General features: G+C 43.9%; 9 protein-coding genes. 6 read left to right on the top strand and 3 right to left on the bottom strand.

Annotation, left to right across the window (positions count from 1 at the left end; translation table 11 throughout):
• Positions 1-208: 208 nt before the first annotated feature.
• From HHL17_RS15750 to HHL17_RS15740, 3 genes are all read right to left on the bottom strand, one after another.
• Positions 209-1,903 carry an ATP-binding response regulator gene (locus HHL17_RS15750; protein WP_169225639.1) on the bottom strand — a complete coding sequence of 565 codons (1,695 nt, stop codon included), beginning with the start codon at positions 1,901-1,903 and terminating at the stop codon, positions 209-211.
• A 143-nt stretch (positions 1,904-2,046) separates the two neighbouring features.
• Positions 2,047-2,994 (bottom strand): UbiA family prenyltransferase, encoded by a 948-nt coding sequence (locus tag HHL17_RS15745; protein WP_169225638.1) that lies wholly within the window; start codon positions 2,992-2,994, stop codon positions 2,047-2,049.
• Positions 2,995-3,082: 88 nt separating this feature from the next.
• Entirely contained in the window at positions 3,083-4,801 is a 1,719-nt protein-coding gene (locus tag HHL17_RS15740) for an ATP-binding response regulator (protein WP_169225637.1), read from the bottom strand.
• Between the two features lie 424 nt (positions 4,802-5,225).
• Here HHL17_RS15740 and HHL17_RS15735 point away from each other — a divergent pair, with 424 nt between their 5' ends.
• The 6 genes from HHL17_RS15735 (at position 5,226) to HHL17_RS15710 (ending at position 13,331) form a co-directional block, all read left to right on the top strand.
• Positions 5,226-5,627 (top strand): hypothetical protein, encoded by a 402-nt coding sequence (locus HHL17_RS15735; protein ID WP_169225636.1) that lies wholly within the window; start codon positions 5,226-5,228, stop codon positions 5,625-5,627.
• Between the two features lie 137 nt (positions 5,628-5,764).
• Complete coding sequence (locus HHL17_RS15730; RefSeq protein WP_169225635.1) at positions 5,765-6,346, top strand: RNA polymerase sigma factor; 582 nt, start codon at positions 5,765-5,767, stop codon at positions 6,344-6,346.
• A gap of 96 nt (positions 6,347-6,442) precedes the next feature.
• Positions 6,443-7,408, top strand: coding sequence for a FecR family protein (locus HHL17_RS15725; RefSeq protein WP_206155996.1), 966 nt, complete (start codon positions 6,443-6,445; stop codon positions 7,406-7,408).
• 240 nt (positions 7,409-7,648) lie between these two features.
• Complete coding sequence (locus HHL17_RS15720) at positions 7,649-10,879, top strand: TonB-dependent receptor (RefSeq protein ID WP_169225633.1); 3,231 nt, start codon at positions 7,649-7,651, stop codon at positions 10,877-10,879.
• Between the two features lie 17 nt (positions 10,880-10,896).
• A complete protein-coding gene (locus HHL17_RS15715) occupies positions 10,897-12,441 on the top strand; it encodes a RagB/SusD family nutrient uptake outer membrane protein (RefSeq protein ID WP_169225632.1) in 1,545 nt (514 codons plus the stop codon).
• A gap of 17 nt (positions 12,442-12,458) precedes the next feature.
• Complete coding sequence (locus HHL17_RS15710; protein ID WP_169225631.1) at positions 12,459-13,331, top strand: glycerophosphodiester phosphodiesterase family protein; 873 nt, start codon at positions 12,459-12,461, stop codon at positions 13,329-13,331.
• The last annotated feature ends 53 nt before the right edge of the window (positions 13,332-13,384 follow it).

Below are 13,384 nucleotides of genomic sequence, written 5' to 3'. Positions count from 1 at the left end.
GTGAGAAAATGTAATAGGTATAATTTTGAGTTCGAAGGATTTTAACTATGGGTTATCACTACAGACAAACGGGTTTCCAAAACATCAACAAACGGGCACAAACGGGTTGATCACTGAGGGATTTTATCGTATGGCTGCGCATACAAATATAATTAACCGAAATAATGTTGTATTTTATTTTTTCATCATGATAATTCCGGAAGATGACTTACGCGAAGTCCCTCACGATTATCCTTACCGGGACCAGGTATTTTGTCAAAAGAGAATATAAGTCCAAATCCGAATAGGGTTTCCGAAGAAACTCAATTTCGTCTAGTCCGGTTTCTTGTTTTATACTACCAACATTTGAAAAAACGTCGGCACTTAAGAAAATTATCGGGACCCGAAGTTGGGCCGTGTAAGGACTTTGTTTCAGTTGCGTAGCGAAATCAACACCGGATAATTGCGGCAACGTCATATCACAGATAATGACATTGGGCATTTCCGTCCTAACAACTTCTATAGCAGAAAGTGCGTCTTCCAACATGATGCATTTCGCCCCGGTATGTTTAATATTTCTTTCGAGCCGGCTCCTGGACATATGGTCATCGTCGATACACAAAATTTTATACCCTTGCAAAGCACCTTTTATCTCCTGAAGGCCTTGTTTCACGATGGGGGCTTCTGCGACTATCAACGGCATTTCAAAACGGAATATGACAAACTCACCTAACACATAAGCATAAACGTCCCCGTCCATTAACCTGGCAATATGTTTAATAATAGGCAACCCCAGCCCGGTGCTATTTTTTTGATTGGTGGACACAAAAGGTTTGAATATATCATTGAGTTTGTCAGGGGCAATATAACCAGCGTTCTTCGTCTCGATGATCAGGCGCTCGCATTCCTGGTAAATTTTCACCTGGGCTATATTATTTTGCCCTGTATGTTTGACAACGTTGGAACTTAAATTATTGATGATCGTATATAATGCCAGTTTATCAATTGAAATATAATCCGGCAATGTTTTATCATAGGAGATTTCCAGCTTTACTTTTCTTGCATTGGCAATAACACGTTGCATGCCTATGCAGTTATCGAAAACAAACTTCAAATTTACAGTTTCAGGGGGATGAAGATCATTGTATTTACCAGCCTCAATGCGTGCCAGGTCTAAATGATTATTCACCAATTCTGCTGCCAGGTGTGCCGACTCAAGAAGATTGTCAACTTCCTGCTTCACTTCATCAGAAAAGTTGTTTTTATGTAAATTAAAAAACTCAGCTATCCCCATAATATTGCTTAACGGGGTTCTTAACTCATGCGACGTTTCTCTCAGAAAATTTGTTTTGTATACATTCGCCTCAAATAACTGTTGAGCCATCTTTTTGTTTTTCTCAATTTCGGCGACCCACCTTTTGACAAAATAGAAAATGGTAACACCCGAAAGGCCTGCAGCAGTAAAAATTACTACCCATCTCACCTTGATTGCGGTCTTATAGGCCATTGGAAGTGGGGTAAACCAACTGTGGTAATAGTTTAATTCTAAAAAAACGAGCATCCCAATAGCCAATACTACAGGGAAAATCACCAATTTCTTTCCTCGTAATAAAAAAACAGCGACTCCTAACAGGAAAGCAACCAGCGTAGATATTTCACTGCTTGGTCCCAGTAGAATCCCATAAAAACACAGGGCTCCATGTAGCACTACAAAGAAGATACTTATATTTAGGTATAGTCCTATCTTCTTCGTGAGATAAGGCAATAACAAAAAAAATACGCCAAATGTAATCTCAATATATTTTATCGGCTCATATTCAAGTATACTATAAACATAAAGACCCAGGGTCAGGGACAAAGCGGAGATCAAATAACAAATCCTACGGAAAACAGATTCACTAGTCGGGCTGGAAATAAGAGACATGTTAACAGGTTATCATTAGAGGAAAACAATATTACCAAGTAACAAAGAAACGACAAAAATGATTGTCAGCATAAAATAAAAAATCGCAATAACATATTGGTTGTCAGTCCAGTCTAAAAAATGGGGTTTTCATAGAAATCAAACTACCTACTTTCACAAAGGAGGTTCAACATTGGTACCAGTGCGCAAAACAGAAAGACATACAAATGATAGGTAAAATCGTCCTCCTTGGGACTTCTAAAATACCATATGCGATAAGCGATGTACCAGTGAACCCCAATTTGTGCAAACAATAAGCATCTCAGCAAGATAGTATCCAATAAGTGAACCATTGTTACCTGCGTGAGCATGGCCATTAATACCAAAGCAGGTGACATAATTAAATATTGAAATATCATCACCAGACGCCCCTTTTCCTCCCCAAGTGAAATTGTTAAGGTTTTACGTCCCATCAAACGATCACCCTCAACATCACGAAAATCCTGGAGAGGCAAACTAGAGCCGGCCCAAATGCTTAACAATGCGAAATACCAATAAACATTTCCGCTGATTTTTCCTTCTGGTGATGCAATAACCCATTGTGCTGTAAATAAAATAAACGTTCCTAATGACATTCCCAGGTGGTTTTTAGTCAACCAATGTGATGACCACCCCCATTGATTCAATCCTGCTGTGACGACAATCCAAGCGATGCTTATAAAAAAAATGTGTAAATAGAAGGCAACAATGAGGAAGAGAGCATTATATATCAAAAAACGAATCTTAGTTTCTTTCTGTGTGACAAATCCTGTAGGTAGGGGCCGGTAAGGTTTATTAATTGCATCCTCGGCTATACTGTGTAGTTGATTACTTATGCAGAAGGTGTAGATATATAAGCTCGCATAGATAAGGCTAAATAATAGCTGTCCTGGCAAGTAGCGGATGGGGGGACGAACATATATCCATCCATTAAAAAAAGCGATGACGGAGGGTACAATTGTATCCTTAATATCATTGCTGATAAACCGCCATATAACGACAATCTCCCTTAAAGCGAAACGGCAACAGTAAAAGTTGCGGTAACGCCTCCTTTTACGGCAAAGAACATTCATGGGGCACATATTGTATGTGTCCTAAGTTAACGATTTATGCCGCAATTTTACTACAGTGTACCTGCCACCCTTCTATCTCTGCATATCATTATTTTAAATTTTTTAATAATATCAATTCTAATTGTTTATGATCTAACGGCTTGCTTAAAAAGTCCTTGCAACCCGCAGAAAGAAATTTATCTTTTTCATAGACCGAACCAGTTACAACAACAACTGGAATAGACTTTAATTTACTATCGTTTTTGATGTGCTGAAGAACCTCCATCCCATCCATTTTCTCCATTGTTTTATCTATTAAAATCAGGTCCGGAACTAATTCCTGTGCTTTAGCCAGGCCTGCCTCACCGTCTATAGCCTTGTACAGTTTACACCCGCGTGTTAGTATCCGAACTGAATTGTAGGTATCTAAATTATCATCAATTATCAATATCGTTTTATCATCAAAAGAATGCGTAACTGGTTTTTCATCATCTAAAGTTACAAGGAGCTCCTGTCGCTGATCAACAACATCAAATATTTGGACACTGAAGGTTGTTCCATTCTCCATTGTACTTGCTACTTCAATTTTTCCTCCAAGCCTGCCTACCGCCGTTCTTACTATATCCAGCCCAATACCATTCCCCTCCGTTCCGCTGCCTCTTTCATAGCCTCCTTTGGTCGTCACATAGCGTTCAAACAAGTTCACACGTACTTCTGGAGGTATATAGCCCAAATTATGTACTGCTATTTTAAGTCCCCATCTATCAATATTAGATAACGTAACAGTGATAGCCGTATTATTAGCTCCGTACTTTGATGCGTTAGAAATCAAATTGCCCAAAATCTGTGTCAGCATCAATCTGTCTGCATTGATAATGGGACGCAAATCATGATATTTTAGACGGATAATTTGGCCTTTTTCTTCAGCATTGGGAGATAGCATGTCGATCACAGACCCAACCCACGGCAAGACAAGAAACGGCTTACATTCCAGCTCATAAATTCCATTCTCAATTTTTGCTAATGAAATCACACTGTCAATCATCAGCTTCGCATAACTCATGGCAGGCTTAGCCCTCTTAATATACTGTTCAAATATGGCCATATGTTCAGGGGAATCCAATTGCTTAATGTACCTTTCAAGCCTTTGAATACTCTGAGAAATCGGATTTAAAGCATTCCCTATTTCATGTGTTGTATCCGCCAAAAACTTTCTCCTAGCCTTGTCATATCCTTCAACAGCTCTTGCCAGTAACCAAATTACGCCAAGCATCAGCGCCAAAATACCAGCATTACTTAACCATCTGAATATATAATAGTTATGATGATTACCAAGCGGCAATGGTTTTATCACGTCGTAATAATTGTTCAATTCAGTTATACACATTACAATGGCAACAACACCAATTGAGCACCACTTGTTAAGACTATTACGAAATATCAGGGTTGTGCCACCAACCAAAAACACAAATAAAAAAGCAGCAACCAGCATAGTAGGTAGTACCATCCCCAATAAAGCTCCAAAGTAAACAGCACCGAAGCAATGTATACCCAACACAGCATATTTTGAGATCTGGCTTTTTCCAAAGTAATTCAGTACTACTAAGGCAATGAAGCTACTGCCCTCAAACAGCACCCCATAAAGCAACAACCTATTAGGGAGTATACTGTAAAAAATGAATCCAACAGCATACACCATTAACCCGGTTACAATTCCCAGGACATTAATAATCTGAATTGCTTTTCTATCTTCTACAGGAGCTCTGGATGTTCCAATATCAATAATCGATTTAACAAATGTAACAATGTCAATTCTCATGGATTTCATACCAAATTAAATTTTGAGGATTTCTGTTGTAGGTTATATTCTATCATTTGGGCGTTAATGCAGGAGCAATACTAAGCGTTTAAACATCTATCTTGTAGGATAATTTAAGTATTTTGCCTGAAACAAAAAAAAGTATATAGGCTACCCCGATAGAGGCAAAAAACTGTATTGGTCCTGCTTAAACCGTCAGTTGAACACAGACAGTTTAAAATTTATACTAATTCGTCAATCTAAAACCCTTTCATGATCTGATACTGACAACGTTTTAGAACGCAAAAGGTACTTGTCCATTTCAGTTTTTTTATTCACCAGTTATCCAGATCATCTTATTTAGGAAGATATCCTTACATATAGTTGGCTAAATTCTTATCTTTAGCAGGATTTTACTATTCACTGTATTGATGCAATAACACACCAAAACATCATGCTCCCAATTCCCTTTGACGATCGATTAGACAAAGATGTACTGAACCATCTTTATGGCACCAACGCCGCAGATATATCAGCCGTTTCACATGCCGAAGCCATATTCTCCGACTATGTGGAAAATATGGATAACTATCTCAATTCTTTGATAGAAGCAGCAAGCACAGGTGGTTACCCAACAGGAAAGATCGTTTCCCATACGCTGTTAACTAAAATACGAAGCGTGGGCCTGACAGACCTGGAAAAACCAGCAGTTGAGATTGAATATTTATACAGAATGCAGGAGGACCCGATACAAATTATTGCGTCCGTAGAGAAATTCCGGACCCTGGAAAAAGAATACCGGCAAATTATAATAGATCAACACATTTGCCTGCAGGAATTCTTGAGTTTACGCTAAAAGATTAATTCCCCCCAATAGTAACAATACATTAATCTGCCACGCAAGCTGCTCACAATTATTTAATATGCAATGTCTGCCGCGCGTATTACTTTTGAGCGATATGTCAGACACCTGTCTGCCTTAAAAAGGCCTGTATGCAGCAATCCACTTATACCAGCCCGCTCGATAAGTTGAATGATGAAGCACTGCTGGAACAATTCCGGCAGGGCAATACCCTTGCGTTTGAAGAATTATACAAAAGATTCTGGGGAGTCCTTTACCTCCAGGCATACCGTATACTAATACACGAAGAAGATGCACAGGACATTGTACAGGAAGTGTTCACCGCCCTTTGGACCAAAGCAGCTAACATAACGCTTTCCGGTTCGCTGGCCGGTTATTTATATGCTGCTACGCGCAACAGGGTATTGAATATGCTGGCATCCAAACGTACGTACCGGCACCATCTGTCTTCCCTGAAACAGTCGCTCTCCGATACTGATAATAACTCCCTCCAATACATTACGGAAAAAGAAATGACAGCCCGTATGGAGCGGGAAATACGTGCCCTGCCGGCTAAAATGAGGGAAGTATTTGAGCTAAGCCGGAAAACGGCCCTTACTCATAAAGAAATAGCCCACCAGCTGCAGCTTTCACAGGAAACTGTCAAGAAACAAATCAGCAATGCCATCCGCACCCTCCGTCATAAAATGGCCCATTTCTCCTTTTTCTGTTGAGCCCACCCTGTTAATTTTAAAATAATCTGCCGGCATCTACCCCCCTTTTCATTTTCAGCTGTCATATAGAAAAGGTACATCCCTTTTAATATGCCCATGCATGACATCAAAAAGCTACTGAAAAAATATGTAGCCGGTAACTGCACACCGGAAGAACAGCTGTTGGTAGAACAATGGTACCAGCAGGAAAGCGACAATAGTAAAGCAGATACTTCCGGCCTCCGGTTTGAGCAGCTGGAAAGCACTATATGGCAACAGATACAACAACAAACATCCCCGTCTGCCAAACGGGTAACGATGCAACGTTATACCCTGCCGAAAATAGCAGCGTCCCTGTTACTGATAATAGGCGCTGGTATGCTTATGTGGCTGCGCTGGCCGGCTAAAGAAAACCTGCAGGAAGTATTTGCGTCAAAAACAAAACCGCTGCAGCTAATCCTCGACGATGGCACACGGGTATGGCTAAACGCAGGCAGCGGCTTGCGGTACCCTGCTCATTTCACCGGCGACGCCAGAAAGATAGAACTGCTGTCCGGGGAAATGTACCTCGATGTAAAACAGGACCCGGCACGCCCCTTTATCGTAAAGTCGGGCCATGTCAATACCCGGGTACTGGGTACGGTATTTAATGTGCGGATGTACCCCCGGCTGGCCTTCCTTCAGGTAACGGTGCAACAAGGAAAAGTGGCCGTTCAGGGCGATGCTACCCTGCAGCCCATGGCGGGAAAGGAAGTAGTGGTACTGCCTGATGAACAACTGACTGTCAACACCGGATCACAGACATTCAGCAAAACCAGCGTAGACGGAACGGCGGTAAACGCATGGACAACCGGTAAACTGCTTTTTAATAATGAAAGACTGGATGTGATAGCATTGATGCTGGAAAACAAATACAACAGGAAAATTTCTTTTGCCGACACCAGCCTTGGGGCCTATCGCATTACCGCTGGCATTGAAACAGCTGATTCCTTATCAGATGTACTGGACATGCTTTGCCTGGCTAACAAACTAAGCTATTCCATGAATGGCCAGCACATTATTTTTCGTAAACAAACACCTTAAAATATATCGCCTATGCCTGTCACATAAGGTCAGTAAAAAGCCGGCAAGGGTTACCCCACCGGCCCGTGTAAAAGAAAAGATCAATGCGTAACGCCAATCACTTATTGATCCTTCCCACTGGATTTTATTAACGATTAAATCAATTATTAAAACCCGTATAAAGGTATGAAAATTTATACCAGAATTGTTGTGTCCTTACTTCAACAGATCAGGAAAACAGGATGCAGGCTATTTATCCTTATGATGGTAAGCGCTCAGCTATTGCTGGGAGCCGTTTCCAATGGACAGTCGCATGCCGGTACTGAAACCATCGACTATACGTTTTCCGGGCAATCACTCAAAGAAGCATTTGCCATCATTCAACAAAAAACAAACTACCTCTTTGTTTACAATGAACAACTAATAGCACCCTTCAAAACGGTGGAACTGCATGCCAGACAGAAAACGGTGGCATGGACGGTCCATGAATTACTGCGTAACACCAGGCTGACCTATAAAATACAAAACAACAAAATAATCATCCTGGAAAAAGAACCCGCCGCTCCTGCCCTTCCCGCCCGCCCCGCCACACCAGTGGAAAAAGTAAGCGGCAAAGTCACCGATGAAAAAGGCATGCCGCTGCCAGGTGTAACAGTGGCTGTAAAAAATGTCAACCGCGGCGACATCACCAACAGCGAAGGTATTTTCTCTGTAGACGCCGCCGTGGGCGATATCCTGCTCTTTTCCATGTCTGGCTATATGCGCCGCGAAGTAACCGTTTCTGCCCGGCAGCTGCCTGTTACAGTACTGCAGGAAGATGTAAAAGGACTGGAAGAAGTCGTGGTGGTGGGATACGGCACGCAAAAGAAACGCGATATCACCGGCTCCATCTCTTCGGTAAAAGGAAACGACATCGCAGAACAACCAACCACCAATGCTGCACAGGCATTAAAAGGAAAGGTGGCAGGCCTGGATGTGTTCAGCAGCGGCAATGAGCCGGGCGCGGGCGCCAATATCCTCCTGCGCGGGCAACGGTCCATCAAAAACGACAACAGCCCGCTGATCGTATTGGATGGCATTCCCATGGTAGGCGGCTTCAATGAAATCAATCCTAATGATATTGCTTCTGTTGAAGTTTTAAAAGATGCTTCTTCTACTGCCATCTACGGATCCCGCGCTGCGAACGGCGTATTGATCATTACGACCAAAAGAGGAAAAGCAGGAAAAACAAACGTTGCCTACGATGCTTATTATGGTATTACGGCGATCACTAAAAAACTGGACCTGATGAATGGTGAGCAGTTCGCACAGCTGCGCCGGGAAGCCGCCAGAACAGCCGATCCAAATAACAACTACCCTGCTGATCCCACCCTTTTCGATGATATCGCCCTGCGATCGCTGGCACAAGGCAGGTCTACCGATTGGCAGGACCTTATTTACCATCATGGCGCCAAACAAAACCATCAATTGTCTTTGACCGGTGGCAAGGAAAAAACACAATTCGCTGTTTCCTTTAACTACTTCAAGGAAAAAGGGATCATCGATAAAACAGATTTTACCCGGGGAGCCTTGCGTATCAACCTCGACCACCAGGTCAACAGCCATATCCGGATGGGCATGTCCACACTGGCCAGCATGTCTGTTCAGAATGTAACAGACAATACGGTATTTGATAATGCCTTACGCTTAAATCCACTCGGCATTCCCTACGACAGCACCGGGAAACTGCTGTTCCGCCCTAATAATGATGAAGGACAACGGGTAAACCCGCTGACCATTATCAAAAACACCATCATTCAACGCTATAAGACACGTGTATTTGCCAGCATGTACGGCGAGTGGGATATCTTCAAAGACCTCACCTACCGCCTGAATATAGGACCGGAAATGGAAGCGTCAAAAGACGGTTATTTCAAAGGCAGCGAAACAGACGATAACCAGGGAGGGAATGCGACTGCAGGCCTGAGCAATGCAGATATATTCTCTATAACGGTAGAGAATATACTAAAATATACCAAACAACTGTCGAAGTCGCAACGGCTGGGCGTTACCTTACTGCAAAGCTCCCAACAGCAGACCGTCAACAGCTCCGGTATCCGGGCAAATAAACTGCCCTATGAGACCCAAAGCTACCACAACCTGGAAACAGCAGGCGAAGTCACCGGCATCACCAGCGACTACCGCAAATCACTGTTGCTGTCTTACATGGCCCGTGTAAACTACGATTACAAAAACCGCTATCTCCTTACCATTACCGGGAGAGCAGATGGTTCCTCGGTTTTTGCTGCCGGACATAAATGGGGATACTTCCCTTCTGCCGCTGTTGCATGGCGTGTAGACGCAGAACCATTTATGCAATCCCTGCGCCAGGTAAACGCCTTAAAACTGCGCCTCAGTTATGGAAGCACCGGTTTTAACGGAATTCTGCCTTATGGCACCTTCAGCACGCTCAAAAAGAGCAGCTATGCTTTTGGGGAAACAGGGATGAATGGCTTCCAGCCCGCTACCATCGCCAACCCTAACCTTAAATGGGAATCCACTACCTCGCTGAATGCCGGGATCGATTTTGCTTTGTTTAACAATCGTATTACAGGCACGGTAGAGCACTATATTGCCAATACTAAAAATATCCTGTTAAGAAGAAGTATACCCGGCAGCACTGGCTATACAGAAGTATTGCAAAACGTTGGCGCCACCCGTAATAAGGGATGGGAAGTGACCCTGTCTACCGTCAACATCCATAACGAAAATGGTTTTCAATGGAGCACTGATCTGAACTTCTCCACCAACAAAAATGAAATTGTGCAATTGTATGGAGATGGGAAAGACGATGTGGGCAACCAGTGGTTTATTGGCCAGCCGATCAAAGTATTCTATGACTACCAGAAAACAGGCATCTGGCAAACCAGTGAGCTGGAAACAGCGAAGAATTATGGCGCCAAACCCGGACAGATAAAGCTGCTGGACAGAAATGGAGACAAACAATACAGTGACCAGGACCGCATCATCCTGGGGTCAGAGTTCCCGGGCTGGATCGGCGGTATGACCAACCGTTTCTCCTATAAAGGCCTGGAGCTGGCTGTTGTCATAAACACCCGCCAGCACTACCTGATCAATTCCAGGTGGTTCGAAAACAATAACCGTTTGGCCGGCAGGTACAACAACATCAATGTAAATTACTGGACACCGGAAAATCCTACCAATGACAACCCACGTCCCGATAAGAACCAGGAAAGCGTATACCTCGGTTCTACACTAGCCTACAAAGATGCCAGCTTCGTGAGGGTAAAAAATCTGGCATTGGCTTACTCGCTGCCATCATTATGGTTGCAACGCGCCGCCATTAAAACTTTAAAAATTACACTGAGTGCCGAAAATCCATTTACCATTACAGGGTATAAAGGACAAGACCCCGAATTCGAATCAGACGGTACCCGCGCTATGTACCCTACCGTAAAAATGTATGCCATCGGCCTCAATGCAGCTTTTTAATGATTAAAAAACAGGTTATGATATTTAATAAACATCTTCCTATACTGACTGCCATATCTCTTTGCTGCGTGGTTTTCACGTCCTGCAGCCTGGATGAAAAAGATCTGTACAAACCAGTGCCGGAAGCCATATACAGTACGCCTGCCGGCATCTCCAATGGTGTTACCGGCGTATATAGCAAACTGAGAGGGCTATACGGCTCTCAGAAAGGATTTACCGTCACCACCATGGGCACGGACCTCTTCCAGCACGGAAAAGATGGTGGCTATAAATACATGGACGACTACTCCGCCGCCCTCAATCCCGCTGATGATTACCTGAATGCTGTCTGGAACGATTGTTACGCCGGTATCAACGCCGCCAATACAGTCCTTGACAAGATAGACCTGGTAACTATGGATGACAAAATCAAAAACCAGTATAAAGCGGAAACCCGTTTTTTACGGGCACATTACTATTACTGGTTGACCCTTCAGTTTGGAGATGTGGTATATACCGCGCATGAAACCAAAGGGGTGGTAACAGATGCCGGCAGAACGGCGAAGGAGGAAATATGGAAAAGCATGCTGGAAGATACGCAGTTTGCGGCCGATCAACTGAGCTGGACTTCTCCTGATTATGGACGGATCACCAAAGGCGCTGCCCTTCATCAACTGGCAAAAATCAGGCTGTTGCTGAAAGATTACGACGGCGCGGCTGCCGCTGCCATTAAAGTGATCAAAGAAGGGCCTTATCAGCTGGTAAAAACCTACGGTGGCATATTTGAATATAACAACCAGCGAAATACGGAGATCGTATTTGCCGTGCAATACCTTAACAATGCCCTGTTTAATGACGACGGTAATCAGGGACATGCGTTCTTTACGCCTGCCTATGATCAGTTTGCCGGTTTAAAACGTGACCTGGAACAAGGCGGCCGTCCCTATACCCGGTTCAGGCCCACCACCTTCTTCAGAGAACTGTTTGATCAAAACGATGCACGTTTTGACGTCACCTTCCGCTATACCTGGACCTACAATAATACCGCTACCCTGCCGGCAGGAAAAAAGATAGGCGACACCGTAGTATGGCAAATATCACCGGGTGTTACCTCGCTGATTGCGCCGAATAATGACAACATGCACTGGGGCATCAAAAAACATGATGATCCTACCCGCGCCAGTGTGCAAGCCCTCAACGGGTTCCGTGATTTTTTTGTGTACCGCTTTTCAGAAACCTACCTGCTGGCTGCTGAAGCTTTGATAATGGCTGGAAAACCCAACGAGGCCCTGCCCTACTTCAATACAGTCAGGGCCAGGGCGGCCAAACCAGGAAAACAGCTGCCTGATGTCACCGTTGCCCAGCTGGATATAGACCAGCTCCTCGATGAACGTGCACGGGAACTGGGTGGCGAAGGTATGCGGTGGATGGACCTTGTCCGTACCGGCAAGCTGATAGAAAGAGTGAAGAAATACAATCCCAACGCGGTGAACATAAAGGCATACCACGTCTTACGTCCCATTCCGCAGGCACAAATAGATCTGTCTACCGTTAAATTCCCACAGAACAACGGATATTTTTAAATCAAAAAAACAAATGAATGAAACGCTGTTTTTTTATTGTACTGGCATGGTGTGGCACCTGGAGCGCCGTCCACGCACAAACAACGCCACCTGCCAGAGAAAAGATTGATTCCATACTAGAAGATTTTCACCAACGCCCGGACCGCATCCTGGTGGCTGCCCACCGGTCGGCACATACCCATTACCCGGAAAACTCTTTGGGCGCTATTAAAGAAGCGATCAGACAAGGGATCGACATCGCGGAACTGGATGTACGGATGACCAAAGACAGCGTGCTGGTGCTCATGCATGATAAAACCATCACCCGCACCACAGGAAAAAAAGGGAAAGTAAGCAGCTACACTTACGCGGAGTTGCAACAATTTCCTTTGCTGCACAACGGGCAGCCCACTACCGAAAGAATACCCACTTTCAAAGAAGCATTATTGCTGGCCAAAGGACATATCATCATCGATATAGACTTCAAGGCCGACAGTCAGGAAGCGGCCCGGCAGACATGTGCGGAGATAAAATCTACCGGCACTACCAAACAGGTCCTGTTTTTTATCTATGATCACCAACAAGCGCCATTCCTGCAAAGTATCGATAAACAAATACCCATCATGCCCAGATCACATAACGCTGCGGAAACAGCTGCCATCCTGGGAATGGGTAAGTTCCCTGTCATTCATATCGATGACTCCTTTTCTGACAGCGTGATAACCACCATCCGCACCGCAGGACCACGGGTATGGATCAACGCATTGGGAGACTTTGACGAGATGGAAAGAGCGGCCGAAAATACCGGATTTGATCAGCTGCTGTCAAAATTCAGGCAGGCCAATGTTATCCAGACTGATTTACCGGAGCAACTGCTTCGTTATTTGAGGAAAAAGGGACTGCACCAATAGCAAGGCCCAATATAGATAGTCACGACTTCATCTCTTATAATTAGATGAGGTCG

Origin of the sequence: Chitinophaga fulva, assembly GCF_012927205.1 — a bacterium.
Classification (GTDB): Bacteria; Bacteroidota; Bacteroidia; order Chitinophagales; family Chitinophagaceae; genus Chitinophaga; species Chitinophaga fulva.
The sequence above is the reverse complement of the archived record's forward strand: the minus strand, read 5'-3'. Positions and strand labels throughout refer to the sequence as shown.

Excerpts from the sequence above, each read along its gene's own strand:
- HHL17_RS15750 (WP_169225639.1), bottom strand. The coding sequence starts at position 1,903 with ATGTCTCTTATTTCCAGCCCGACTAGTGAATCTGTTTTCCGTAGGATT.
- HHL17_RS15745 (WP_169225638.1), bottom strand. The coding sequence starts at position 2,994 with ATGAATGTTCTTTGCCGTAAAAGGAGGCGTTACCGCAACTTTTACTGT.
- HHL17_RS15740 (WP_169225637.1), bottom strand. The coding sequence starts at position 4,801 with ATGAAATCCATGAGAATTGACATTGTTACATTTGTTAAATCGATTATT.
- HHL17_RS15735 (WP_169225636.1), top strand. The coding sequence starts at position 5,226 with ATGCTCCCAATTCCCTTTGACGATCGATTAGACAAAGATGTACTGAAC.
- HHL17_RS15730 (WP_169225635.1), top strand. The coding sequence starts at position 5,765 with ATGCAGCAATCCACTTATACCAGCCCGCTCGATAAGTTGAATGATGAA.
- HHL17_RS15725 (WP_206155996.1), top strand. The coding sequence starts at position 6,443 with ATGCATGACATCAAAAAGCTACTGAAAAAATATGTAGCCGGTAACTGC.
- HHL17_RS15720 (WP_169225633.1), top strand. The coding sequence starts at position 7,649 with ATGATGGTAAGCGCTCAGCTATTGCTGGGAGCCGTTTCCAATGGACAG.
- HHL17_RS15715 (WP_169225632.1), top strand. The coding sequence starts at position 10,897 with ATGATATTTAATAAACATCTTCCTATACTGACTGCCATATCTCTTTGC.
- HHL17_RS15710 (WP_169225631.1), top strand. The coding sequence starts at position 12,459 with ATGAAACGCTGTTTTTTTATTGTACTGGCATGGTGTGGCACCTGGAGC.